This is a genomic window from Rhizobium sp. YJ-22 (genome assembly GCF_029601685.1).
Taxonomy (GTDB): Bacteria; Pseudomonadota; Alphaproteobacteria; order Rhizobiales; family Rhizobiaceae; genus Metarhizobium.
In genome coordinates, this window is record NZ_JARRIR010000015.1 from 36,189 (window position 1) to 62,421 (window position 26,233).

General features: G+C 61.8%; 22 protein-coding genes and 1 pseudogene. 10 read left to right on the top strand and 13 right to left on the bottom strand.

Annotated elements, in window-relative coordinates; translation table 11 throughout:
• The 3 genes from arcC (at position 1) to P7F60_RS25810 (ending at position 2,269) form a co-directional block, all read left to right on the top strand.
• Positions 1-927 carry a carbamate kinase gene (arcC, locus tag P7F60_RS25800; protein WP_064332047.1) on the top strand — a complete coding sequence of 309 codons (927 nt, stop codon included), beginning with the start codon at positions 1-3 and terminating at the stop codon, positions 925-927.
• A 102-nt stretch (positions 928-1,029) separates the two neighbouring features.
• Positions 1,030-1,365: a hypothetical protein gene (locus P7F60_RS25805; RefSeq protein WP_064332046.1), complete on the top strand. Its 336-nt coding sequence runs from the start codon at positions 1,030-1,032 to the stop codon at positions 1,363-1,365.
• A 25-nt stretch (positions 1,366-1,390) separates the two neighbouring features.
• Positions 1,391-2,269 (top strand): universal stress protein, encoded by an 879-nt coding sequence (locus tag P7F60_RS25810; RefSeq protein ID WP_234189395.1) that lies wholly within the window; start codon positions 1,391-1,393, stop codon positions 2,267-2,269.
• Positions 2,270-2,502: 233 nt separating this feature from the next.
• Here P7F60_RS25810 and P7F60_RS25815 read toward each other — a convergent pair whose 3' ends face one another.
• Together P7F60_RS25815 and P7F60_RS25820 are read right to left on the bottom strand one after the other, a co-directional pair.
• Positions 2,503-5,343, bottom strand: a complete 2,841-nt coding sequence (locus P7F60_RS25815) for a cation-translocating P-type ATPase (RefSeq protein ID WP_064332045.1) — start codon at positions 5,341-5,343, stop codon at positions 2,503-2,505.
• 272 nt (positions 5,344-5,615) lie between these two features.
• Entirely contained in the window at positions 5,616-7,982 is a 2,367-nt protein-coding gene (locus tag P7F60_RS25820; RefSeq protein ID WP_255619448.1) for a phosphoketolase family protein, read from the bottom strand.
• Positions 7,983-8,530: 548 nt separating this feature from the next.
• Between P7F60_RS25820 and P7F60_RS25825 the strand changes: the two are divergent.
• The 7 genes and pseudogenes from P7F60_RS25825 to P7F60_RS25855 form a co-directional block, all read left to right on the top strand.
• Positions 8,531-8,671, top strand: a pseudogene (locus P7F60_RS25825) (IS5/IS1182 family transposase); the annotation flags it as partial.
• A gap of 658 nt (positions 8,672-9,329) precedes the next feature.
• Positions 9,330-9,779: a phasin family protein gene (locus tag P7F60_RS25830; RefSeq protein ID WP_064332043.1), complete on the top strand. Its 450-nt coding sequence runs from the start codon at positions 9,330-9,332 to the stop codon at positions 9,777-9,779.
• A gap of 3 nt (positions 9,780-9,782) precedes the next feature.
• Complete coding sequence (gene phbB / locus P7F60_RS25835; RefSeq protein ID WP_064332042.1) at positions 9,783-10,529, top strand: acetoacetyl-CoA reductase; 747 nt, start codon at positions 9,783-9,785, stop codon at positions 10,527-10,529.
• A 72-nt stretch (positions 10,530-10,601) separates the two neighbouring features.
• On the top strand, positions 10,602-11,786 hold the full coding sequence (locus P7F60_RS25840) for an acetyl-CoA C-acetyltransferase (RefSeq protein WP_277920571.1): 1,185 nt from the start codon (positions 10,602-10,604) through the stop codon (positions 11,784-11,786).
• Positions 11,787-11,852: 66 nt separating this feature from the next.
• Positions 11,853-14,183 carry a DUF3141 domain-containing protein gene (locus P7F60_RS25845; RefSeq protein WP_277920572.1) on the top strand — a complete coding sequence of 777 codons (2,331 nt, stop codon included), beginning with the start codon at positions 11,853-11,855 and terminating at the stop codon, positions 14,181-14,183.
• A gap of 85 nt (positions 14,184-14,268) precedes the next feature.
• Complete coding sequence (locus P7F60_RS25850; RefSeq protein WP_064332039.1) at positions 14,269-16,011, top strand: alpha/beta fold hydrolase; 1,743 nt, start codon at positions 14,269-14,271, stop codon at positions 16,009-16,011.
• A 65-nt stretch (positions 16,012-16,076) separates the two neighbouring features.
• Positions 16,077-17,030, top strand: coding sequence for a LysR family transcriptional regulator (locus tag P7F60_RS25855; protein ID WP_277920573.1), 954 nt, complete (start codon positions 16,077-16,079; stop codon positions 17,028-17,030).
• On the opposite strand, the gene P7F60_RS25860 is transcribed toward P7F60_RS25855, so the two are convergent.
• From P7F60_RS25860 to P7F60_RS25910, 11 genes are all read right to left on the bottom strand, one after another.
• Positions 17,027-17,248 carry a DUF2274 domain-containing protein gene (locus tag P7F60_RS25860; RefSeq protein WP_094543411.1) on the bottom strand — a complete coding sequence of 74 codons (222 nt, stop codon included), beginning with the start codon at positions 17,246-17,248 and terminating at the stop codon, positions 17,027-17,029. The two genes, P7F60_RS25855 and P7F60_RS25860, sit on opposite strands and share 4 nt — an antisense overlap.
• 2 nt (positions 17,249-17,250) lie before the next feature.
• Positions 17,251-18,408 carry a TrbI/VirB10 family protein gene (locus P7F60_RS25865; RefSeq protein WP_094543413.1) on the bottom strand — a complete coding sequence of 386 codons (1,158 nt, stop codon included), beginning with the start codon at positions 18,406-18,408 and terminating at the stop codon, positions 17,251-17,253.
• Entirely contained in the window at positions 18,405-19,388 is a 984-nt protein-coding gene (trbG, locus tag P7F60_RS25870; protein WP_203316577.1) for a P-type conjugative transfer protein TrbG, read from the bottom strand. Before trbG ends, P7F60_RS25865 begins: the two co-directional genes overlap by 4 nt.
• On the bottom strand, positions 19,385-20,074 hold the full coding sequence (trbF, locus tag P7F60_RS25875; RefSeq protein ID WP_094543414.1) for a conjugal transfer protein TrbF: 690 nt from the start codon (positions 20,072-20,074) through the stop codon (positions 19,385-19,387). Before trbF ends, trbG begins: the two co-directional genes overlap by 4 nt.
• Positions 20,071-21,423, bottom strand: a complete 1,353-nt coding sequence (trbL, locus tag P7F60_RS25880) for a P-type conjugative transfer protein TrbL (protein WP_094543416.1) — start codon at positions 21,421-21,423, stop codon at positions 20,071-20,073. The genes trbF and trbL overlap by 4 nt, the downstream gene beginning before the upstream one ends.
• 3 nt (positions 21,424-21,426) lie before the next feature.
• Entirely contained in the window at positions 21,427-21,714 is a 288-nt protein-coding gene (gene trbK-alt, locus P7F60_RS25885) for a putative entry exclusion protein TrbK-alt (protein WP_094543417.1), read from the bottom strand.
• Between the two features lie 20 nt (positions 21,715-21,734).
• Positions 21,735-22,502 carry a P-type conjugative transfer protein TrbJ gene (gene trbJ, locus P7F60_RS25890; protein WP_179253468.1) on the bottom strand — a complete coding sequence of 256 codons (768 nt, stop codon included), beginning with the start codon at positions 22,500-22,502 and terminating at the stop codon, positions 21,735-21,737.
• 2 nt (positions 22,503-22,504) lie between these two features.
• Positions 22,505-24,955 carry a conjugal transfer protein TrbE gene (gene trbE, locus P7F60_RS25895; protein WP_094543419.1) on the bottom strand — a complete coding sequence of 817 codons (2,451 nt, stop codon included), beginning with the start codon at positions 24,953-24,955 and terminating at the stop codon, positions 22,505-22,507.
• 14 nt (positions 24,956-24,969) lie between these two features.
• A complete protein-coding gene (locus P7F60_RS25900; protein WP_035224601.1) occupies positions 24,970-25,251 on the bottom strand; it encodes a VirB3 family type IV secretion system protein in 282 nt (93 codons plus the stop codon).
• A complete protein-coding gene (locus P7F60_RS25905; protein ID WP_094543461.1) occupies positions 25,251-25,574 on the bottom strand; it encodes a TrbC/VirB2 family protein in 324 nt (107 codons plus the stop codon). The genes P7F60_RS25900 and P7F60_RS25905 overlap by 1 nt, the downstream gene beginning before the upstream one ends.
• A gap of 83 nt (positions 25,575-25,657) precedes the next feature.
• The coding region (locus P7F60_RS25910; RefSeq protein ID WP_277920574.1) for an ATPase, T2SS/T4P/T4SS family at positions 25,658-26,233 on the bottom strand (576 nt) is incomplete at its 5' end.

Genomic DNA, 26,233 nt, shown 5'->3' on the forward strand with positions numbered 1-26,233 from the left:
ATGAGGGTCGTGATAGCACTGGGCGGCAATGCGCTCCTCAAGCGCGGCGAGCCAATGACGGCCGATGCGCAACGCACCAACGTTCGCAAGGCGGCCGCAGCGATGGCCGATCTGGCGCGCGACCATGACATCGTGGTCGCCCATGGAAACGGACCACAGGTCGGTCTCCTCGCCTTACAGGCGGCGGCCTACAAAGACGTCGACCCCTATCCGCTCGATGTCCTGGGTGCAGAGAGCGTCGGCATGATCGGCTATCTGGTCGAGCAGGAGCTGACCAATGCGATGCCTGCGGGTTCAAGGATCGCGACACTGCTGACCCAGATAGAGGTGGACCGGGACGATCCCGCCTTCGCTCGCGCGGAAAAGCCGATAGGTCCGGTCTACACGCAGAACGAGGCGCTAAAGGCGAAAGAGGCACATGGCTGGCCTGTGGTAGAAGAAGCGCAGGGCCGCTGGCGCCGGGTCGTCCCGTCACCACTACCTCAGCATATTACCCAGATCGAGACGATCAGGCTCCTTGTCGAGGCTGGCGTCACTGTCATCTGCGCCGGCGGTGGAGGTATCCCGGTCATGCGCGAAGCCGATGGGACGCTTCGGGGACTGGAAGCGGTGATCGACAAGGACAGAGCAGCCGGGCTTCTCGCCAAGGCGCTCGGGGCCGACGCTTTCCTGATGCTGACCGACGTGGACGCTGTTTATGAGGGGTGGGGAACGGTCGATAGGCGGCCGATCCGCAAAGTAACGCCTGCCGAGTTGACCAGCGACGTGTTCGCGGCCGGGTCCATGCGACCGAAAGTCGAAGCGGCGTGCGATTTTGCGAACGCGGGCGGGATTGCTGGAATAGGCCGGCTTGAAGATGCGCGCGGGATTCTGGAAGGGCGGCAAGGCACGTTGGTGACGCTTCAGGCGATCAATCAAGCGAGCTGATATCGCAAGTATTCATTGGCGGCGTTTCGACAGGCCCGCTCTTGCGTTTGCGTCGCACAATATATGCGTACGGCCGTGTTCTGCATTACTGAGGAGTGAGATGTGCTGGATTCTGAAACTGCGATAGCTGGGCTTGACCAGGCGGTCGCACTGGTCGTGCCGCGGGAAATGCGGGAAGCCTTGTTCATTGCTGCCGCTCACGCATGGAATACCGGCGAGGTCACCTTCGACCACGACCTTGCCATGGCGGTCGACGCTGTGGCGGAGATCCTCGCCCTTCCGCGCAAGGAAGTCATCGACTTGATGATACAGGAATGGCTCCACGCCTCGGAGGGCTTCGTTTCAGTCGAAGACCGGCCGGATATCATATTTCGGCCTTCGCACATTCGTTCTGCCGAACAGGGCATGCCTACGGGCGTCCCTCCCATTGATAGCTGACGACCGAGCGCTCCGCGAACTGAAGGTGAGGACGGCATGGAGAACATGCCCCCCGAGACATATACTTTTCGCAACGGATTTCTCGGCCCGTTGCGACAGGTCACAGGAGCGCGCCATTCAGTTGGCTCTTCAGTGGCAGGCGCGTCTGACGGTGGTTCATGTGATCGAAGACGAAGACGACTTCCTTGAGCAGCCTGAGATGAGCTCTGTTCCGCGCGCCGTTTCGCGCAACGCTATACGCCTGCGTGAAGAGCTTACAGGTATTGATGGGCTCATAAGCGCCGTCGTCGTCAGACGAGGCCGTCCACTCGTCGAGATCAAGGAGATCGCTTTATGGGATAAAGCTGATCTGATCGTCACGGGAATATCGCGCAACGAAACCGATGGTCGGTCCTTATTGGGCAGCACGACGACGTCTCTATTGCGAGAGAGCGGACTGCCCGTGCTTGTGGTGAAAAAGAAGTCGGTCGATACAGGCGACCGGATTGTCGTAGCGACAGATGTTTCCCCGGCTGCGTCTGCCGTGCTCGAAACCACTGTCAGGTTCTTCCGACCTGAAACCCTTATTCTGTTCCATGCATTCGATCCTCCGTTCAAGAACTGGGTCGAGAACAAAGAGGCTTATAGTCACCAGTTCTCAAAAGATATCGCCCAACGAGCCAGAGACACCCTGGATCAATCTCTGATGACAGGCGGAGCTTGCCAGGTTCAAGTCGTCACGCTGGAGGGCGATCCAGCGGGGCAACTGGCTGAATATGTCGACGATAACGATATTGATCTGGTGATTGCCGGCACAGAAAGCAGGAGCACGATCCTGAACCTGTTTATCGACAGTGTGGCAGGCAATATTCTCCATGAGGTCCAGTGTGACATCATGATCGTTCCTAGCCATGCTCATCTTTGAAGCATACCGCAGGCATCGAACCTGAGAAGATCCACGTCGTGCTCCGCGGGCACGGTTTCGATAGTGAGAAGCCGAGCCCAAGGAGCCGTTGGATATCCGGCAAGGGCTTATAGTCATGTGGATTCCTCGCCGTGGACCGTCAGGGGGTGGAACGCGAGCTATCGGGGCGTCATGCGAAGCCTGTTACGATCATTAGTTTCTCTATCGAAGATGCCCTAGTGCCACCGGCTGTCTCAGGCGGCAACGAAGTCCCGCTTCTTGTTGTAACGTCGGGTGATCCACTTCCGGATTTCGCTGAACCAAAGGACGCTGCTGCTCATCGCAAGGCAGAGCAACCATTGATCAAGTGACAAAGGCACCGTTCCGAACGCGGCGTTGAGAAAGCTCACATTGACGACTGCTATCTGCAGGACAACAGACAAGCCGACCGCCGCCCAAAGCCACCTGTTCGCGAACAAATAGCTGAACGCGCTGCTGGATTCTGATCGGGCGCTGAAGCAATTGAACAGTTGGGAGAAAACCAACACGGTGAACCCCGCCGTGCGTGCTCGTTCCAGGCTCTGAGACCCTTCGATGAGCCCGCCGGGCAGATAGAAATCCATGGTCAGAAGCGCTGCCAGCGCCATCACCAGGCCGAGCGCGATAACGCTCCGCCACATTTGCGCGTCGATTGCGTGCTCGTTGGATTTGCGAGGCGGTCGCGCCATCACGTCGTCCGTTTCCGGATCGATACCCATGGCAAGAGCAGGGCCGGAGTCCGTGATCAGATTGATCCAAAGGATTTGAGTTGCCAGCAGCGGAAGAACCAGTTCGCCACCGCCGGCGTCAGCCAATCCTATCATGCCCGCTCCGATGACGCCGAGGAAGACGGTCAGCACCTCGCCCATATTGGAAGACAAGAGATAGCGCAGGAATTTGCGTATATTGTCGAAGATTCCGCGTCCTTCCTGCACGGCGTCGACGATCGTGGCGAAATTGTCGTCGGCCAGCACCATATTGGCCGCTTCCTTGGTAACTTCCGTCCCGTTGATTCCCATTGCGATGCCGATATCCGCCGCCTTCAACGCCGGCGCGTCGTTGACGCCGTCGCCCGTCATCGCCACGACATTGCCATCGGCCTGCAGAGCATCGACGATGCGCAGCTTGTGCACGGGAGCGACGCGGGCATAGACCGAAATCGTGCGAACTGCCGCCGCGAACGCGGCATCGTCCATTGCGTCGAGATCGGCCCCGGTCAAAGCCTTCGCGCCGCGATCGACGATGCCAAGCAAAGCGGCTATGCGCGATGCCGTACGCGGATGGTCGCCGGTGATCATCATCACGCGTATTCCGGCCCGGCGGGCTTTCGATATGGCGACGGCCGCTTCTTGCCGAGGCGGATCGATGATCCCGACCGTGCCGACAAAGATCAGATCATGTTCAAGGTCTTCGCCCTCCTCCGTGTCTTCGCCATCGGCCAGCGGCCGATAGGCGACCGACAGAGTGCGCAAGGCGTCGTCGGAGAGCCGTTCAACTTCGGCGGCGGCATGCGCGCGCTGTCCGGCGTCGAATGGAACGACATCCATACCGATCCGTACATGCGTACAACGAGCCATCAGAACATCCGGTGCTCCCTTGGTAACGAGAATCCGCTCGCTGCCATGCTCATGGTCGATCTCGATGGTCGACATCATCTTGCGGTCTGAACTGAACGGAATTTCGTTGATGCGTTCGAAGCGTCGCCTGCGGCGGTCGTCAATTTCGAGCTTACGCTCGGCAACCAGAAAAGCGGCCTCAGTGGGATCGCCCTGAATTTCCCAGACTCCGTTCTCCGCCTGGCGCAGGGCAGCATTGCCAGCCAGACTGCCGCCGCTCAGAACCACGATCTGCTCGGCGCGCAGAGGCCCCTTGAAACCTCCACCGCCCTCAACTTCCAGATTGCCGACAGGCGCATACCCGACGCCAGTGACACGGCTGCTGCCGGACGCCGTTACGATGCGCTCGACCGTCATTTCGGATCGGGTCAGCGTTCCTGTCTTGTCCGAACAGATGACGGAAGCCGAGCCGAGCGTCTCGACCGACGAGAGCGTCTTGACCACGGCTTTTCGTCCCGCCATGCGTTGGACGCCAAGCGCGAGCACCAGGGACAATATGGCGGGGAGGCCTTCCGGGACTGCGGCGACGGCCAGCGAAACGCCCATCAGCAAAACGGAAATTACGTCGGAAGGGCCGTGGATGTCGGAAACCAAAAGCACTGTCGCGACCACGACGATGGCGATGGCGACAACGGCAATCCCGAGCGCGCGGCCGACCCGGGCGACCTCCTTCTGCAAGGGTGTCGTTTCCTCCTTGCTGGCGTCCAGCATCTGCGCAATGGTGCCGATTTCGGTCCGCATTGCGGTTCCGGTGACAATTGCACGACCAGTTCCCTGAACCACCGCGGTCCCTTTGAACACCATGCAGAAACGCTCGGCCAGCGGGGCAGGATGATGCAGAATGGCTGCATCCTTGAGGATGGCCTCGCTTTCGCCGGTGAGCGAGGCTTCCTGCACGCGAAGGCTTGCTGCGCTAAGCAACCTTGCATCGGCTCCGACGGCGTCACCCTCCTCAAGCAGCAGGATGTCGCCCGGCACAAGCTCGGCGCAGGGAATGCGGATTCGCTCGCCGTCCCTCAGAACGGAGGAGGTAACGGCGGTCATTCGCGCCAGCGCGGCCACGGCATCAGCAGCTCTTGTTTCCTGCACGAAGCCAAGAGCTGCATTCGCCAGGACCACCATGGCTATCACGACTGCGTCGATAGGCCAGCCCGCATGCCCGTCAATAGCCCATGCCGCGAGGGCGATAATAATTGCTCCGAGCAGCAGATACACGAGTGGATCCCGGAACTGGGAAAGCAGGCGCTGCCAGATAGGAATCGGCGGCACCGCACGCAGTTCGTTGGGACCATTTTCTGCCAGCCGGCGTGCTGCTTCCGTTCTTGTCAGACCGCGCTGGGCGTCACTGGCGAGTTTGTCTACGACTTCCTCCGCGACGCGGAGCGAGTAGTCATCCGGTGTCTGCGGGGCGCGACCGCAGGGATTTCCGTCGCCCTTCATTCAGCAGTCCCTTCTGTGATCTCTCCATGTCTCGTTTCCAGGCAGGCACCAACCAATTGATCAGCGGGCCTGCTGGGGAGACATCGACCTCATGCCCACAAGGAGCGTTTTAGCCCATCCGAGTGGGGAAGAATGTCATCGAGACAGGTGACGACCTGTCATCAAGCCGCACAAGTGGCTACACGAATGATCCGCCCCGGCTTGGAAGCGATGCAAGGTAAGGCACCGAACAGTATCAGCATTCTCCGGTTCCTGAGATGATTTCGTCAGCGTTAAGGCCACGTCCAGTCCCGGATTTCGGGCATATCTTCTCCATGTTCATACACATACGCCTTGTGCAGGACGAGCTTCTCCTGGAGTGCTGCAACGATCTCCGCTCCCTTCTCCTTCAGGACGGGAAGACGCTCGATCGCCTCGATGGCCAGATGAAACCGGTCCAACTCGTTGAGGACGGCCATATCGAAGGGCGTCGTCGTGGTCCCCTCTTCGATAAAGCCGCGCACATGGAAATTTGGATGGTTGGCGCGTTTGTAGACAAGGCGATGGATAAGGTAAGAATAGCCGTGATACGCAAAGACCACCGGTCGGTCGCGTGTGAAGATGCTGTCGAACTTCTCGTTAGAAATACCATGCGGGTGGTGTTGCGGCGATTGCAGCGCCATCAGGTCCACGACGTTCACGACTCGGATGCGCAGATGTGGCAGAGCCTGCCGCAAGAGGTCGACAGCGGCGAGCGTTTCCATGGTCGGCACGTCGCCGGCGCAGGCCATCACGATGTCTGGCTCCAATCCGTCCTCGGTTCCAGCCCAGTCCCATATTCCAAGGCCCGCCTCGCAGTGCTGCTCGGCCTCCGTCATGGTCAACCATTGAGGCGCGGGCTGTTTGCCAGCGACAATGACATTCACCCGATCCCACGTCTTGAGGCAATGATCGCCGACCCACAACAGGGTATTCGCATCCGGGGGCAGATAGACGCGGACGATGTCGGCGCTTTTGTTTGCAACGAGATCGATGAAGCCGGGATCCTGATGGCTGAACCCGTTATGATCCTGCCGCCATACATGAGAAGTCAGAAGATAGTTTAGCGAGGAGATCGGCTTGCGCCATTCCAGTTCGCGCGAAACCTTCAGCCATTTGGCGTGCTGGCTGAACATGGAGTCCACAATGTGGATGAACGCCTCGTAGCAAGAGAAGAACCCATGGCGGCCAGTGAGCAGGTAGCCTTCAAGCCATCCCTGGCACAGATGCTCGGACAGTACTTCCATAACGCGCCCGTCGGGCGACAGATGATCGTCAGTTTCGAGCGTTTCGGCCATCCAGACCCGGTCCGTCGCTTCGAACACGCTGCCGAGCCGGTTGGAAGCCGTCTCGTCCGGCCCGAACACACGGAAGTTCCGCTCGTCATCGTTGAGCCGTAGGACGTCGCGTAGATAATCGCCGAGAACTTTCGTCGCCTGCGCTTCCGCCGCGCCGGGCCGGCCGACCTCCACGGCATAGCTGCGGAAGTCGGGTGTACGCAGTTCCTTGCGCAGAAGGCCGCCGTTGGCATGCGGATTGGCGCCCATGCGCCGCGGACCCTTGGGTGCCAAGGCCTTGAGCTCTGCCTTCAGTGCGCCCCTTTCATCGAACAAGTCCTCCGGGCCGTAGCTCCGCAGCCATTCCTCGAGGATAGCGCGGTGTCCTTCGTCCTCGCGGCAATTCGCGACCGGCACTTGATGAGAGCGCCAGTGGTTCTCCACCATCTTGCCGTCCACGACCTTAGGTCCTGTCCAGCCCTTGGGGCTGCGCAGAATGATCATAGGCCACTGCGGGCGCACCGATGACGAGGATGCCTTCCCTCGGATCGCAGCGAGCCGATCGAAGACAGTGTCGAACACTCCGGCCATCTGCTGGTGCATTTCAGCGGGCTCGCTACCCTCGACAAAGAACGGCTCATAGCCGTAGCCGATGAAAAGATGCTGCAACTCGTCGTCGGAAAGCCGCGCAAGAACGGTGGGGTTGGCGATCTTGTAGCCGTTGAGGTGCAGGATGGGCAGAACCATTCCGTCACGGGCCGGATTGACAAATTTGTTAGAATGCCATGCGGCCGCGAGCGGTCCGGTTTCTGCCTCGCCGTCGCCTACCACGCAAGCCACCACCAAATCGGGATTGTCTAGCGCGGCGCCGTAGGCATGAACCAGCGCATAACCCAGCTCACCGCCTTCATGGATCGAGCCTGGCGTCTCCGGCGCAACGTGGCTCGGAACGCCGCCTGGAAATGAGAATTGCTTGAACAGCCGTCTCATTCCGGGCTCATCATCACCTATCTCGGGATAGGTTTCGGAATAGACGCCTTCCAGCCAGGTATTCGCAACCATGCCGGGGCCACCGTGCCCAGGCCCGCAGACATAGAGGATGTCCGCGTCGCGCTCGGTGATGATCCGATTCAAATGCGCATAGATGAAGTTGAGCCCCGGGGTCGTTCCCCAATGCCCAAGGAGGCGCGGTTTGACATGCTCCGGTTTCAGCGGTTCGCGGAGTAACGGATTGTCCATCAGATAAATCTGGCCAACGGATAAATAATTGGCCGCACGCCAGTAGCGATCGATTAGCGATAATTTTCTGGTATCAAGCGACATAATGTTCCTTGTTGCATCCACGTTGCTAAGCGCGAGATCGTGTTGGGACTTAAGAACTGGAAGCGATCTGCGCAAATATCACTGGCGATACAACTCGCGAGTGAACGACTGACCGCACGGTATATTTCTAACACCCAATGGTCAACGACTGATGACGATAGCTGATGCTGCGGGTATGTCACCTGATATTTGCATCGCGCTCCGGCGTCGAAATCAACAGGATCGGTTGTTCGGAGGCGGTTAGTCGGTCCCTCCTTCGCACCAATGCCCCTTAGGTTTCATTCCCTGAGAGCAGCCTTCCCGGTCGCCAGAAAGAGGCTGGAAATCATCTCGGCGGCGGCGCTGATGAACAGAGGTCCCCGCTAGCCTGAGAAATAGCCGAAGACCCATTGGCGCGGAGCATCGATAACTCGTGATAAACTGATGCAGGGCCGCTGAAACTATGGTGATTTAACCTGACGGACGTCTTCAGTTTCCACGATTCTGACGATCTGAATGTCCTCCTTTGCTGATTTCGTTTTCCCCCTCAAGGCAAACAGCAAGGTCACCTATGCCCTCTCGCACCGCGCTACCGCCAGCGAGATCTCCTCGAGCGCTTTTCCAATCGCATCAAAAGCTTTGGACGAATCGCAACCAAGCACGACAGGCACGCACAAAACCGCCTCGCCGCGATCAAGCTCGTAGGAGGTCGTAGCTGGTGTCAAACGTAACGGGTCGACGGATTACCCTGTTAACTCCGCCGAAATGTTCGTTGATCCGCCTCGATCCGCGATCCCGGATCGACGGCGCCCGATGCGCAAGCGGTCATTGTTTTGAACGCTATTGACAAGCCGAACCCGATTTACATATGGTTCGCGCACTGTCATCAGCTGATGATTGAGTCGTCATCTACCGATGATAAAGAACGGCATCTAATTGATCGTAACTATAGTTTAAAGTTGTTCTTAGAATCTGGAGTCATGCATGAGCATCAAGGCGATTAATATTGAAACATATTCCGAACTACGGCGAGTAATACAAGTCTTATGGGCTTAATTAAATATAGAACTTTTGTTCCCGGCTCGCTACCCTTAGCGCTGCAGACTTAGGTCTGTCTCTGGCCCGTTTGGAGGAGCTTGTGGGCATTCCCTCATCCGGACTGGTACATGCCAGCCGCAGATTTCTGTCACGATCTCGACAAAAAGCAGGTTTGCTGGGAGCCAAATACAGGTCCAGCCAAAAGATCACGCGGCAGCTCGTCCCACATGCCTCGCCGCAGCATCCCATTTTCGGCTTCGCCGATGCGAGATGCAAGCGACTCCGCCGGGCGATCGAAGCGATGGTCTAAAATCCCGCCCCCGGGCAAATCAAAACCGAAGGAAGGTTTCCATGAGTGTCGACGTCGTGCCCCTTAAATTGCACAAAGCCAACCTTGAATTGCAGATTCAGATCAACCGCCTCCTCCAGGAGGGCGGCAAGCGGTGGGTCGATGTTGCTTCCCAGGCGAGCGCCGAAGGCATCGCCGAGGTCAAGGCCGAGATCGAAGGCCTTCGCAAAGCCGAGAACTGGCAAAGCCTCGCGACACTGCCAGGCGAATCGTTCTGGCGGCAGTTACAGCAGCGTGTCGGAGATACGCAAGAGCTTACCCAAGTGGCGATCAGCAATCAGGCGGCGTTCACCAGTGGCCTCCAGGAGGCGATCGAAACCTGGCAGAAAGCTGTCAGCGAGACTGTGGGCGGCGTGGGTTCGGCGCAACCGATCCGGGACATCTTCAAGCAGTGGGCCAACCTCTGGCCTGTTCCGGGCGTGAAGACTTCTGAAAAATCCGCTGGCGCGTGAACGATGTCGACTGAACCAAGGACTGCTTTGGTGACCGGTGGCATGGGAGGCCTGGGCGAGGCAATCGCCCGGGCTCTACACGACGCAGGCCACAAGGTGCTCGTGACCCATGCACGCGACGAGGGTTCCGCCCGCGAATGGCTATCCGCCGAGAAAGCCAAAGGCTACAGTTTCGTTTCCTACGACGTGAATGTCGCCGATTTCAAGTCATGTCTGCGCATGGCCGAGCGCATCGGCACCGACGGCCATCGGGTCGACATTCTCGTCAACAACGCGGGCATCACCCGCGACGCCACGTTCCGCAAGCTCGAGAAGGAAAACTGGGACGCGGTCCTGCGGGTCAATCTCGACTCGCTGTTCAACGTCACCAAGCCTCTCATCGACGGTATGCTCGAACGCGGCTGGGGGCGGATCATCAACATCTCATCGATCAACGGGAGCAAAGGCCAGTTCGGGCAAACTAACTACTCTGCCGCGAAGGCAGGTATCCATGGCTTCACCAAGGCGTTGGCTCAGGAAGTTGCCAGGAAGGGAATTACCGTCAACACGGTCTCGCCCGGCTATCTCGCCACCAAGATGGTGACAGCGGTCCCCGAGGATGTTCTCGCCAAGATCGTCGGCGCCATCCCGGTCGGGCGCCTCGGTGAACCCGACGAAATCGCGGCGCTCGTCGCCTTCATCGCAAGTGACGCCGCCGCCTACATGACCGGCAGCAACATCGCGATGAACGGCGGCCAGCACATGTACTGACGCCGCGCCGGCACGCACGGGGCGAAAGGTCCCGCGTCGTCCCGTGCGTGCCGGCGACTTAAGGAGTTGAGAATGACGAAGGACGTCGCCGTACTGGCAGCAACACGGACCGGCATCGGTGCCTTCCAGGGCAGCCTTGCCAACCTGCCGGCCTCCGATCTCGGTGCCGCGCTGATCCGCAGCGTGCTCGAGGAGACGGGAATCGCCCCCGAAGAAATCGATGAGGTCATTCTCGGGCAGGTCGTTTCGGCCGGAGGCGGACAGAATCCGGCGCGCCAGGCCGCCCTCAAGGCCGGCCTCCCCCATGCGGTGCCGGCACTCACGTTGAACAAGGTCTGCGGCTCGGGCCTGAAGGCGGTCCATCTTGCGGCTCAGGCGATCCGCGCCCGGGACGCCGATCTCGTTCTGGCCGGCGGCCAGGAGAACATGTCGCTTGCCCCCTATCTGCTGCCCAGGGCCCGCACGGGACTTCGGCTCGGCCATGCACAGATCGAGGACAGCCTGATCCGGGACGGTCTCTGGGACGCCTTCAACGATTATCACATGGGCATCACGGCCGAGAACCTCGCGGAGCGCTATTCGATCACGCGTGAGGATCAGGATGCGTTTGCCGCCGCCTCGCAGAACAAGGCCGTCACCGCGAGCGCTTCCGGCCGTTTCCGCGACGAGATCACACCGATCACCATTCCACAGCGCAGGGGTGACCCGGTCGTTTTCGACACCGACGAGCAACCGCGCGCGGACACGACGGCAGAAGGACTCGCCAAGCTCAAGCCGCCCTTTAGGAAGGACGGCACGGTGACCGCTGGCAATGCCTCGACGATCAACGACGGCGCCGCCCTGCTCGTACTCGCCAGCGCGGCCAAGGCGAAGACCCTCGGGCTGCCCGTGCTGGGTTGGATCAGAGGATATTCCAGCGCCGGCGTAGATCCCGCCATCATGGGCATTGGCCCGGTCAGCGCCACGCAGCGCACGCTCAAGCGGGCCGGCTGGACCATCGGCGATCTCGATCTCATCGAGGCCAACGAGGCTTTCGCGGCACAGGCGCTGGCTGTGAACAAGGAGCTCGGCTGGGATACTTCGAAGGTCAACGTCAACGGCGGCGCGATCGCGCTCGGGCATCCCATCGGCGCCTCGGGGGCGCGCATCCTTGTGACGCTCATTCATGAGATGCAACGACGTGGCGCGCGGAAAGGTCTGGCGACGCTGTGCATCGGTGGTGGACAGGGCGTGGCTCTGGCGCTGGAGGCGAACTGAACCGTCAGGTTGAGGCGCGAGCCTTCGTCCTGTCCTTGTCAAATGGCGATGCATCGGAGGAAACCCATGTCCGAGCCAACAACCTCAAAAACGCAATGGTCGGATTTGCATGGCGATCCTTTGGCGCTGCTGCAAGCGGCCTATGCCTATGGGATCGATGCATGGCAGCGCTCGATCCTGTATGCGGATATTGAGAGACAGGTGGGCGACCAGTATCGCGACAAGCTGCGGGACGGCAGTCCCGGCGTCCTCAACTTCCCCTTCGAATCCGTCATGTCGGGGGCGGACCTGCCGCGACCGACCAACTATGCGCTCGTGCGGATCGTACCGTCCGGCGGCCAGAAGGCCGACGAGACGCGGCGCCCGTTCATCGTAATCGACCCGCGCGCCGGGCATGGGCCCGGCATCGGCGGCTTTAAGCCCGACAGCGAGATCGGCGCCGCGATCAAGGCTGGTCACCCGTGCTACTTCGTGGGCTTCCTGCCCGATCCCGTTCCCGGCCAGACCATCGAGGATGTCATGCGCACCTTCTCGGCCTTCGTCGAGCGAGTCGGCGGGTTGCATCCCGGAAGCGAGGGCAAGCCGGCGGTGATCGGTAATTGTCAGGCCGGCTGGCAATTGCTGATGGCGGCGGCGGTCTGGCCAGACCTGTTCGGGCCGCTGATCGTAGCCGGCACGCCGCTGTCCTACTGGGCGGGCAACAATCCGATGCGCTATGCCGGCGGCCTGCTCGGTGGGAGCTGGCTGACCGCGCTGACCGGCGACATAGGCGCCGGCCGATTCGACGGCGCATGGCTCGTGCAGAACTTCGAGAACCTCGATCCCGCCAACACGCTCTGGTCGAAGCAGTACAACGTCTACGCAAGCGCCGACACCGAGGCCGAGCGCTATATCGGTTTCGAGAAATACTGGGGCGGCTACGTCTTCCTCAACGACGTCGAGATGCAGTACATCGTCGACAACCTGTTCATCGGCAACAAGCTCTCGACCGCGCAACTCATGACCTCCGACGGCTTGCGCATCGACCTGCGCAACATCCGCTCGCCGATCGTCGTCTTCTGCTCATACGGCGACAACATCACCCCGCCTGCGCAGGCCCTGGGCTGGATCACCGACCTTTATCGCGATGACGACGAGGTGCTCAGCCACGACCAGACCATCCTCTACACCACGCATGACAGCATCGGCCATCTCGGCATCTTCGTCTCCAGCAGCGTCAGCAAGAAGGAGCACCGCAAGTTCGCGAGCATGATCGACCAGATCGACCTCTTCCCCGCGGGCATCTATCGGGCGACGGTCGACGCCACGCCCCAGGACGTCCGCGACTTCGCCGACTCCCACCTGATGTCGGTCAGGCGCAGCAGCATCGGGGAAGTTCGCGACATTGTCCGTCCGGATCCGGAATCGGACTGCCGCTTCGCCGCGGCCGCCCGGGTCTCCGACATCAACCTGGCTCTCTACCGCAACACGCTGCAGCCCTGGATACGGGCCTTCTCGACGTCCTACTCCGCCCGATGGCTGCAGGCGCTTCATCCGCTGCGGGCATCGTTCGAACTATGGTCGAGCGACCATCCGCTGGCGAGCACCGTGAGCGAGCTCGCCAGCGAGGTTCGCCAGAACCGTCAGCCGGTGCCTTCCGACAATCCGTTCCTCGTCATGCAGCAGGACCTGTCGCGTGCAGTCGAGCATTTCTTGGATCGATATCGCGACCACCGGGACCAGATCTACGCGATGTGGTTCGATGTCCTGTACGGCTCGCCGGGACTGAAGGCTCTCGCCGGACAGACGATGGACGACGCGCGTCCGGCCCGGCCCCATCCAGGTGATACCCCCGAGCACCGCGAGATGGTCCGGCAGATGGTCGCCCGCTTGGACGACCAGTTGCACAAGGGCGGGCTGCTGGAGGCCTCCCTTCGCGCCCTGTTCCATGTCCTCCATCACCAGGGCAGCATCGACGAACGTCTCTACCACCACGCTGCCCGGTTCTGGAACGACGGTGCTCATTCCGGTTTCGATCCCGGCTTCTTCCGGCGGCTCGTGCGCGAACAGGCCCTGCTGCTTGCCTATAAGGGCGATGCGACCATCGAAGCGCTCCCTGCGCTGCTCGAAGGGTCGGACGCCGACGAGATCGACAGGGTCGCAATGATCATCTCGGAACTGGCGCACGCTGGCGGCGACACGCTCCCGGATGCGGGCAATGCGGCCCTTGCGCAGGTGACGGAGATGTTCGGGCGCGCAGCGGAGAAAGCCCGGCAGGCAAAAGCGGTTGAGGCCGAAACGCCGCCAGTGACGGGTTCGGAACCTGCCGCGCCGTCCCCCCAGGCGACGCAAGCGCCGGCCGCCGGCACATCTGAAGCGAAATCTCCTCCGAGGCGTGGACGCCCCCAGAGGACGTGACCCGAGCTTCGGGCGGCCTCAACTAACTAGGAACCGAAATGTTTGCCGGGCCCGCCGATGGTCGCGGCGGGTGGAAGTGACTGAGATGGAATCAAGAAAAGAAGAAAAATCGAGCAAGGAACTGGACGAAGAGGCGCACGCAGCGTGGTCGCGTGCATGGTCTTCGATTTCACCGGAATCGCCCTTGCTCGCGTGGATGGACTGGGCAAGCCATCTCGCGACAAGTCCGGGTAAGCGCGCCGAACTCTCGCGATTGGCGCTTGATCAACTGGAGCGAATCCAGACCATCATCAAGGCAGGACTTTCCCAGAGTGACGATGGTCAGAGTGCTGGCGCCTTGCCACCTTTGTCGGACCGGCGGTTCGCCGACCCCTCATGGGGCCAATGGCCGTTCAACCTGTTCGGACAGTCCTTCGAAATGCAACGTCGCTGGTGGGGAGAGGCCACGCGCGATGTCTGGGGCGTTGACCCGCATCATCAGCGTCTCGTCGCCTTCGGTGTGGAGCAGTGGATGGAGATGCTTTCGCCCAGTAATCTCGCGATGCTTAATCCAGTCGTCATCAGGAAAAGCCTCGATGAAAACGGAGCCAATCTGGCGCGTGGCCTCTCCAACCTGTTCGACGACATCGCGCGCCGAATGGCCAATCAGCCCCCGGCCGGGACGGAGAATTTTGTCGTAGGAAAGGACGTCGCCGCCACGCCGGGCAAGGTCGTGTTCAGGAACCGGCTGATCGAGCTCATCCAGTACGAGCCCACCACGGAAGTGGTCCATCCGGAACCGATCCTGATCGTTCCTGCATGGATCATGAAATACTACATTCTTGATCTGTCGCCCCACAATTCCCTGATCCGCTACCTTGTCGATCAGGGTTTCACCGTCTTCTGCATCTCCTGGAAAAACCCGGATCCCGGCGACCGCGACATGGGCATGGCCGAGTATCTCGACCTTGGTTTCCACGCTGCGCTCTCCACAGTCAACACGATTGCGGCCGGCGCCAGAGTGCATGCGGCTGGCTATTGCCTCGGCGGTACGCTGCTTTCCATCGCTGCGGCCGCCATGGCCCGCGACCTCGACGACAGGCTGGCATCCGTGAGCCTGCTCGCAGCCCAGACGGATTTCAGCGAGCCAGGCGAGCTCGGTCTGCTCATCGACGAAAGCCAGATCGCGCTCCTCGAAGCGCAGATGGCCGAAGTCGGCTACCTGCATGCCGAGCAGATGACGGCGGCCTTCCAGTTGCTACGCTCGTACGACCTGTTTTGGTCGCGCATCATCAATGAGTATCTCTTGGGTGACCGCAGACCGATGAACGATCTGATGGCCTGGAATGCCGACGGCACACGTCTGCCCGCGAAGATGCATTCACAATATCTTCGTCGTCTCTACCTGCAGAACGACCTGGCATCCGGCCGATATCAGGTGGGGGGCAAGCCTATTTCGCTTGGGGATATCAACCTCCCGATATTCTGCGTCGGCACAACCACCGATCACGTTGCGCCATGGCGCTCTGTCTACAAACTGCATCTTCTCACAGCGACGGAGGTCACCTTCGCTCTGACGAATGGAGGTCACAATGCAGGAATCGTCAGTGAGCCGGGCCGCCCGCGGCGCCAGTATCAGGTCAGTAGGCGAGCGCGCGGCGATACCTATGTCTCTCCCGACGATTGGGTGGAGAATACGCCCGTCAAGCCAGGATCTTGGTGGCCGGAATGGGCGGATTGGATGGCCGAGAGGTCTCAAGCGCGCGACGCATCCGCGCGACACTTGAACGCCAGCACGGTCATTACGCCGCTTGCAGACGCGCCAGGCGACTACATCAAAATGTCATAAGAAACGATTGCTTGGAATAGTATTAAAAAATCTATCGCCGCTCCACTCACCTATAAATAGGATACATGGTCAATAAAGCTAGAAAAATCTATGAATCTTGGATTGAAATCCGTCATTTGCGTTACTTTGTTGCATCAGCGGAGCAAGGGAGTTTTCGAAAGGCGGGTAAATCGTTAGAAATACAGGAATCAACCATCAGCAGGTGCGTCCGTGATCTGGAAGATCATATAGGGACGTCACTATTCCACCGTCATAATTTTGGCATTACTCTCACGTTTGCGGGAGAACGATTTCTGCCTCAAGCACGCAGAGTGCTTAGGTTCATTCGGCAGAGCGTCGAAGATTTGGGTAATATCGGGCGTGCGGAGAATGGGCGGCTGAGGATAGGAATATTCTCGTCGATCGCATCGGGATTCCTGGCCGAACTGGTCAGTGCCTACGACAAAAGCCACGCCAAAGTTAAAATAGAGTTCGTCGAAGGCCACCCCGAGCAACACGTAACCGCTATCCGCAAGTTCGAGATGGACGTCGCTTTTCTTACCGGCACTCAGGATTGGCCTGAGTGCGAGACCACTCATTTCTGGTCGGAGCGTGTTTTTGCAGTGTTGCCGGTCGGCCATAACCTTTCAGGACGAGAGAGTTTAGAATGGCCTGATTTGGTATTCGAATCGTTTGTAGTAAGCGATGCGGCCCCTGGCCCAGAGATACGGGATTATCTGGTACGGCGGTTGGCAACTCTTGGCTATCATCCAGATATTCAAGCGCAATATGTAGGTCGAGACAATCTCCTGTCTCTTGTGGCGATCGGGCAGGGTTTGACGATCGTCAGCGAAGCGATGGTTGCTGCTCAGATGCCCGGTATCACCTACCGTCCAATCCTCAACGACATCCTTCCGTTCAGCGCGGTGTGGTCCAGGAGGAATGATAATCCAGCTCGACGACGCCTCCTCAGCATGGCCAGGAAAATGTCACGATCGTTTGTCGCGTGCTTATCGATCGTTGGATACCTTCCGATCTAAGTAGTATGACGCCGGAGCTTTACGAAGGCGCGATCCGTCGCGATGAAGCGTTCCAGCATAGGAACGATTAGCTTTGCTGGATCGGAGACGGATTGGCCAGTTACACGAGAGAGGATCTCGGCATAAGCAGTGAGGTCGCGGTGAAGCTGGGCGGGAAGCTCTATGGCCACCTTCACCGGCTTGTCGTCGGCCAGGGGACCGAGTTTGAGCTTTGTCATGTTCAACTCCTGTAGGGTTCGAGCACAAGGTCGCGGGTAACGATAACCCGGACCGGGAAGCCGGGCCGGATGGTCAGTGTCGGTGCGACCTGAAGCTGACGCTGGACGATCTGCTGTCCGGCCTGATTGATGGTGTCCTGCGCCCCGTCTCGGATGGCTCGGATGAGGCGGTCCTCGTCGTCGGTCGCCAATTCGGTTCCGATGCCGAGTAGCGTGGACAGCCCGGCCGCCTTCATCAGATCCCACCAGTGATAATCGACGCCATCCTCAAGCCCGGCATAGCCCTGCGTGTCGGCGCCGGGCTGGCGTTCGAGGACCATAGATCGGCCGTTCGGGAAGATCAGGCGGTTCCAGACCAGCAGGACCCGCCTTTGGCCAAACTGGACATTGTTGTCGTACTGACCGATGATCCTCGTCCCCTGCGGAACGAGAAGGCTGCGACCGGTCGGACTGTCGTAGATATTTTCCGTCACCTGGGCTGTGATTTGGCCTGGAAGATCGGAGCGTATCCCGGTGATAAGTGCTACCGGGATAACCGCACCGGCCTGGAGCACGAAGGGCGAAGCTGGTGCCATGACGCGATCCAACGAGGTTGTGCGGCGATCGACCGGCCCATTGAGGAAAGCGCTCTGTCGATCCTGCGCGGTTTGCTGGCCGGCTTGACCCGCGAGCCCGGCGAGATCGACACCGGCAAGGCCGGGTGTGGTTGAACCTCCCGGCGCTGCCGGGGTCGTGCCCGGCTGGGTCTGGAAGAAGACGCGCGACGTGCGCGCGGCCTCTTCCTCCGCGATGCGGCGTTGTTCGGCTTGGTCGACCGCCGGCGTCGTGATCGTCGGAGGAACGACGGGCTGGCCTCGGTTCTGCGCGTCCAGAATGGGTCGTCCGAGATCGCCTGGTAAGGGCGGGCCAAGAACAGGGCCGGTGTAGTCTCGCGGCAATCCGGCAAGACCATCCGCGGTCTGGCGGTTGGCTGTCGAGTAAAGCTCCTCTCCGTCGCGGCCGGCGTTCCGGGTCTGGAGTGCGTAAATCAGGGCGCCGCCTATGCCGACCAGAGCGACGGCCGTGACGCTCGCAAGCACCTTGCGCGACAGCCGGGTTACGCGCGGCGGCTCCGCCCGCAGGCGCATTGGAGCGCTCGTATTGCTGTTTGCCTCGCTCATGACGCGGGCCTCCCGTCGGTACGGACAATCCTCACCGTTTGCTGCTTATCACCGCTTCCGAGGCGCAATTCAGCCGCGCCGAACAGACGATCGACGATCAGGATGTGTCGGTGGACGCGGGTGTTGACGATCTGGGCCTCGCCCTCCGGCCCGATCACGAAGATCGGTGGCATCTCGCCTTGGACGATGCCACGCGGAAAGTCGATGTAAACGCGCCGACCGTCGTCATAGACGGAGACGGGCTTCCAGGGCGGGTTGCCGCCGCTCAGGCCGTAGCGGTAGTTGCGGGAAGCGACGGCTGGAATGACCGGCGTTGCCGGAACGGTCTGCCCCTGTCCGCCTCGTGGCTGCGGGTATGCCCACGCCACCGAAGGCATGTAGGGCTTGGCGCCTGAGCGCAGCTCGATCATGTAGACGCGGCGATCGGTCGTTACGACAAGGTTCGTCGATATGTCGACGCGGCTCGGTTTCACGAGGATGTGGACGCGTCGGGTCGGGCCGCTGCCGCTCTCGGTGTCGCCGATGATCCAGCGCGCGGTATCACCGGCCGCGATCGGGCCAGCGTCGGTCAGACTCTCGCCAGGCTCCAGCGCGATGTTGGTGATCTGTCCAGGCGCGGCATAGACCTGATAGAGGGCGCCTTCGGACCATGGGTAGACCTGGATGGCGTTGAAGTAGCCCTCCCGGCGCGGCTGCACCCGCGCTGCGGCGTTGGCGTTCTCGACGCGGGCCGTCGGCGTGGTGGCGGCCGTGCCGCCTTTTGCCGGTGTCCAGCCCGGAGGGGTATGGATCGGGCGCGGTCGATCGTCGGTGACAGCCACGGGCACGGCCGGCAACGCGGGCACGTCGCGGTCGTAAGTGATTTCGGGCGGCTTCTGTGGCGTCGCGCAGCCGGCCAACATAGTGGCGGAAAGAAGCAGAACCGGAAGCACGGATTTACGAAAAGACGGAATGGCGCATTTGCGGAAAGCCGATTTCATTGGCTCATCTCCCGCGACCAGTTGATGGCGTTGACGTAGATTCCCAGCGGATTGACCTTGATCCGCTCGGCGTCGCGCGGTGGCTGGATCACGATGGTCAGGATCGCTGTCCATCGCTGGGTCGTGGAGAGCTGGCCGTTCTCGAAATGCCTCTCTGTCCAGGCGACACGGAAGCTGTCGGGCGATGCGCGTATGACGCTGGAGACCTCGACGGCGATCTGCTGCTTGCCTACCTTTGTGAATGGGTCGTTGGCGCGGGCGTAGTCATTGAGTGCCGCAGCGCCGCGATCCGTCGTCCATTCGTATGCTCGAAGCCAGTTCTGCCGGACGATGATCGGGTCGGCCGGAATGCTCCGCGTCTGTTCGATGAAACGCGCGAGGTGCCAGGCGACTTGCGGATCGGTCGGGCGGAAATCGGCTGTGGCGGGTGCGACCGCCTGCGCCTGGCCGAGATTGTCCACCTGAACAACCCATGGCACGACGGTTCCTCGCGCCGATTGGTAGACCAGGGCGGCGGCAAAGCCGGCCGACAGGATGAGCGAGCCGAACGCCATGGTGCGCCAGTTCTTCGCCTGCACGCGGGCCGAGCCGATACGCTCGTCCCAGACTTGGCTCGCCCTCTGGTACGGTGTTTCTGGTTGGGGTGTCTTGCCGTAATGAACGGCGGGCCTTTTGAAGAGATTCATGAACGGTCACTTTCAGAGAGATTGACGGATGCTCCGGATCCGTGGCTGTCGCCGGAACGGACGGCATGCGCGGCGGCGCTGACGCCGTGAGAGACATGGCGGCCGCGCTTCATGCGCTGGGCCCATGCGGGGGGCTGTTCGGTCGTCGTCGCGGGCGCGACGGAAGAAGGCTCTGCCTCGCCGCCGGCCGACCCCATCGTGGACGTGCCGCCGGTGGCACTGAGCCCGGCGCGGGCGCCGTCGGAAAAACTGGATTTCATGCTCTCGGACGCGCGCGAGGCGGCGCGACGCAAGGGTGATGTGGCGCCTGAACCGGCCGCGCGTGCGACGCCGGACGCCACGCCCGATGCACCGGACTGCCCCATGGAACCGAGCGTATAGGCCGACGATGCCGCCCCGGCGGCCGCTGCTCCGCCACGGGCTACCGCGGCCCCACCGGAAAGGAGGGCTGCTCCTCCCTTCGCGGCAAGCATCGCACCGCCGCCAACGGCGAGCGCGGCGCCGCCCACGGCGAGACCCGTGCCGACTGCGGCGCCTGCGCCAAGCTGCGGACCGCCACTGACGAGGCCGGACGCGATGCCGGGTCCAAAGATACCGAGGCCAACGAGCGAGAGCGCGGCGAGCACGACCGCCATGGCGTCGTCGATGCTCGGTGTCTGCCCACCGAACCCCTGCGTGAACTGGCTAAAGAGCGTCGAGCCGATGCCGACGATGACGGCGAGGACGAGGACCTTGATGCCGCTGGAGATCACGTTGCCGAGCACGCGCTCGGCCATGAAGGCGGTCTTTCCGAACAGGCCGAACGGGATCAGAACAAAGCCGGCCAACGTGGATAATTTGAACTCGATCAACGTCACGAAGAGCTGCACGGACAGGATGAAGAAGGCGAGAATGACGAGCGCCCAGGCGAAAAGCAGGCAGGCGATCTGGATAAAATTCTCGAAGAACGCGATCCAGCCCATCAGATCGGAGATGGATTCGAGCAGCGGCCGTGCCGCGTCGAGGCCGGTCTGCGCCACCTTGCCGGGGCGGAGGAGATCCTGCGCGGTAAAGCCCGTGCCGGAGGCTTTGAGGCCAAGACCTGAAAAGCTGTCGAAGACGATCTTCGCGAGGTTGTTCCAGTTGGAGATCAGATAGGCGAACACACCGACGAACAGCGTCTTCTTGACGAGACGTGCGATGATGTCGTCATCGGCGCCCCAGCTCCAGAACAGCGCCGCGAGAGTGACATCGATGACGATCAGCGTGGTCGCGATGAAGGCCACCTCGCCGCTGAGCATGCCGAAGCCGCTGTCGATGTATTGGGTGAATGTTCCAAGAAAGCTGTCGATTACCCCTGAGCCGCCCATGGATCACCGCCTGTCGTCTGACGACGGCGATACAGGCGCAGCCGGACGGCCGAGGAAGCGATCACGTGTCTCGGCCCAGACGCGCAGGCATTCGCTGTCGCTCGCGGCCGTTGCCCCAAGCTGCTGGCACCGGCGCTGGCCCTCGCGCAGCGGATCGCGCGCGGGCTCGACGATAGGCGCCGACGGTCCCGCCGGCTCCTCATCCTTGCGGGTCATCTCGACGACCGCCGCCGTGATGGCGATGGCGACGAAGACCACAGCGGCCAGCCGGGCCAGCATCTTGCTGTCCATGACGGTGCTCCTTTCCGGCCTCAATTGCCGTTGAACATCCGCGCGCTGCCGGCCTGATAGCCGGAACCGGGCGTCAGGAAGCGGCGGCGCTGCTCACGCCCCTGCTCGGCTGCTGCGGAGCGCTCGGCCTCCGTCAGCGCGCCCGAACGGCCGTTGGCTGCGAGCAGCGCGACGAGATCGGAGAGCTGCTGCGACTGGAGGGCGAGGAGCTGGTTGCCGGCCTGAGTCGCCTGAAGCGCGCCGGTCGCGCCCTGGCTCTGGTTCACCAGTTCGCTCATCTGCGTGCGGTTGGTGTCGATGTTACCGACGACGCCTGCCTGGACGCGCATCGCGTCCTGCAGGCTTCCGACGGTGTTCTGCCAGCGGCTGCGCGCGGCGCTGACGAGCTGCTGATCGCTCGCCGACATCGAGACGGTGCCGTATTGCTGCTGGAACATCTGGTCGATGTTCTGCACGTCGAAGGCGATGTTCTGCGCCTGCTTCAGGAGCTGCTGGGTCTTCTGAACATTCTGCTGAAGCGTCTGGAGCGAGGAGAACGGCAGATTCGCGAGATTGCGCGCCTGGTTGATGAGCATGGTCGCTTCATTCTGAAGCGAGGTGATCTGATGGTTGATCTGCTCAAGCGTACGCGCGGCAGTCAGGACATTCTGCGCGTAGTTGGTGGGGTCGTAGACGATCCTCCAGGCATAGACCGGCGACATCGCAAACGGCGACATCGCGAGCGGCATAGCCGCCAGCATGGACGCTGCGAGGACCGCGGAGGATTTGCGAAGACGACGGACGATCATGGCTAAAGCTCCTTTTCGGGCTGGGGGGTGAGCGTTTGAAAACCGGGAAGAAGATCGATGGCCCAGCCGACGTCGCGGGCATCGAGCCATGCGGGGAGAAAGCCGTCGCGGCCGTGTTCGGCGACGAGGTTGGCGATCAGCGTCTGGTCGGATTTCGAGGACGCGGCGCAGAGCGCGAGGCCGAGTTCGGAAAGGCCGAGCTCGAACAGGCGATTTCCGCGGCGCGACTGGCAGTAGTAGTCCCGCTTGGGGGTCGCCCGCGCGAGGATCTCGATCTGGCGGTCGTTGAGGCCGAACCGCCTGTAGATCGCCGTGATCTGCGGTTCGATGGCTCGTTCGTTCGGCAGCAGCAGCCGAGTCGGGCAGCTCTCGATGATCGCCGGCGCGATGTCTGAATTGTCGATATCGGACAGCGACTGCGTAGCGAAGATGACCGAGGCGTTCTTCTTTCTGAGCGTCTTCAGCCATTCGCGGAGCTGGCCGGCGAAGCCCTCGTCATCGAGGGCAAGCCATCCCTCGTCGATGATGAGCAAGGTCGGGCGGCCGTCCAGCCGGTCGCCGATGCGATGGAACAGGTAGGCGAGCACGGCGGGCGCGGCGCCCGTACCCACAAGGCCCTCGATCTCGAACGCCTGCACGTCGGCCGAGCCAAGATGTTCGGTCTCCGCGTCGAGCGGCCGACCATAGGGGCCGCCGACGCAATAGGGACGAAGCGCCTGCTTGAGATCGTTCGACTGGAGCAGAACGTTGAGGCCCGTGATCGTCCGTTCCTCGATCGGCGCGGATGCGAGCGAGGTCAACGCGGTCCAGATGTGCTCCTTCGCCTCGGGCGTAATCGTGATGCCCTCACGGGACAGGATCGCGACGATCCAGTCGGCGGCCCAGGCGCGCTCATAGGTGTCATGAATGCGGGCGAGCGGCTGGAGGGAGACCGAGACATCGGAGCCTTCGGTAAGGCCGCCACCAAGATCATGCCAGTCGCCGCCCATGGCTAGCGCGGCCGCCCGGATCGACCCGCCGAAATCGAACGCGAAGACCTGGCTGCGTGGGTAGCGGCGGAACTGCAAAGCCATGAGGGCGAGCAGCACGGACTTGCCCGCGCCGGTCGGGCCGACCACCAGGGTATGGCCGACGTCGCCGACATGCAGAGACAACCGGAACGGGGTCGAGCCTTCGGTCTTGCCGTAAAGCAAGGGGGGCGCATTGAAGTGCTCGTCCCGTTCCGGCCCCGCCCACACGGCGCTCAGGGGGATCATGTGGGCGAGATTGAGTGTCGAGATCGGCGGCTGGCGGACATTGGCGTAGGCATGGCCCGGCAAGCTGCCGAGCCATGCGTCAACGGCGTTCACGGTCTCGATCATGGCCGTGAAGTCGCGACCCTGAATGACCTTCTCGACCAGCCGCAGTTTCTCGTCGGCAAGGCGCGCGTCGGCGTCCCAGACGGTGATGGTCGCCGTGACGTAGGCCAGCCCGGCCACGTCGGCGCCGAGCTCCTGTAGCGCGAGATCGGCGTCCGCCGCCTTGTTCGCCGCGTCAGTGTCCACGAGCACGGACCGCTCGTTGGTCATCACTTCCTTCAGGATCGCCGCAATGCTCTTGCGCTTGGCGAACCACTGCCGGCGGATCTTGGTCAGGAGTTTCGTCGCGTCGGTCTTGTCGAGCAGGATCGCGCGCGTCGACCAGCGATATGGAAAGGCCAGCCGGTTGAGGTCGTCGAGCAACCCGGGCGTCGTTGCCGTCGGGAACCCGATGATAGTTAGAATGCGCAGGTTCTGGTCGCCAAGGCGCGGTTCCAGCCCGCCGGTCAGCGGCTGGTCGGCCAGAAGCGCATCGAGGTAGACCGGGGTTTCGGGGACGCGGACGCGGTGACGCTTCGTCGAAATCGTCGAATGCAGGTAGGTCAGCGTCTCGCCATCATCGAGCCAGCGGCAGGACGGCATGAAGCCGTCGAGAAGCGCCAGCACGCGGTCGGTGCGATCGGTGAAGGCCCGCAGGATCTCGTGCGGATCGATGCCCGAACGTTCGCGGCCTTCGTACAGCCAGGACTCGGTGCGTGCGGCTTCCTCCGCTGGCGGAAGGAACAAGAAGGTCAGGAAGTAGCTGGAGACGAAATGGGCGCCCGCTTCCTCGAACCCCGCCTTGCGCTCGGCATCGACCAGGCCGGAAGCCGGATCGGGGAAACTGCTGTCCGGATAGGTGTCGGCTTCGTGACGCTGCGCTTCGACGAAGATGCTCCAGCCCAAGCCAAGCCTACGGAAGGCGTTGTTGATACGGCTGGCGACGGCGACCAGCTCGGCCGCGACGGCGGAATCAAGATCGGGACCGCGGAACTTCGCGGTGCGCTGGAACGATCCGTCCTTGTTGAGCACGACGCCTGTAGCAACGAGCGCGACCCAGGGCAGATAGTCCGCAAGACGCGATGCTGAGCCGCGATATTCGGCAAGGTTCATCATCGGCAGCGCCTCCCTCAGACCGCGAGGAAAGCCGGGATGCGCAGGTGCCTGCGGCCGACCTCGACAAAGAGCGGGTCACGGCGGGCGGCCCAGACGGCGATGAAATGGCCGATTGCCCAGATTGCGATCCCGACCAGCCAGAGCCGCAGGCCCAAGCCGACCGCTCCGGCCAGCGTGCCGTTCATGATGGCGATCGATCGCGGGGCGCCGCCGAGCAGGATGTGCTCGGTCAGAGCGCGGTGGACCGGCACCGTGTAACCCGGCACCTCGTCCAATTGTTCGAACGCGACCGCCATCAGACGAGCGCTCCGCCGCCAAAGGAGAAGAACGACAGGAAGAAGCTCGACGCGGCGAATGCGATCGAGAGGCCGAAGACGATCTGGATCAGCCTACGGAAGCCGCCACTCGTATCGCCAAAGGCGAGCGCAAGGCCCGTCGCGATGATGATGATCACCGCGACGATCTTGGCGACCGGCCCTTCGATCGACTGGAGGATCTGCTGAAGGGGTTGCTCCCAGGGCATCGATGAGCCGGAGGCATAGGCTGGCGACGTGGCGGCCAGCATCATGATGGTGAGGAGCGCAGTCGATGCGGAGAGACGCTTGTAGGCACCGCGCATGAGCGAGCCGACCGGCGGCTCCCGATGGGCGGGGATCGTGGACAGGACGGGCGGGTTGGTGACATCCGGAATGGCGGGCGAATTCATTCAGCTTCTCCGTTCGGGGTGGTTGCGGGGGTGATGCGGTAATCGCCGTCCGGGCCGAGCCCTTCGACGCGGGCGAGCTCGGCCAGCCGGCGGGCGGAACCACGACCGGAGAGGACGGCGACGAGATCGATCGTCTCGGCGATCAGCGCGCGCGGGACGGTGACGACGGCCTCCTGGATGAGTTGCTCGAGGCGGCGCAGCGCGCCGATGCCGGAACCGGCATGGATCGTGCCGATGCCGCCGGGGTGGCCGGTGCCCCACGCCTTGAGAAGGTCGAGGGCTTCGGAGCCCCGTACCTCGCCGATCGGAATACGATCGGGTCGCAGGCGCAGCGAGGAGCGGACGAGATCCGAGAGCGTCGCCACGCCGTCCTTCGTCCGCATCGAGACGAGGTTCGGCGCGGCGCATTGCAGCTCGCGCGTGTCCTCGATGATAACGACGCGATCGGCGCCCTTCGCCACTTCGGCGAGCAGTGCGTTCGTGAGTGTGGTCTTGCCCGTCGATGTGCCGCCCGCGACGAGAATGTTGGCGCGGGATGCGACAGCCATTCGCAGCGCGATGGCCTGATCGGC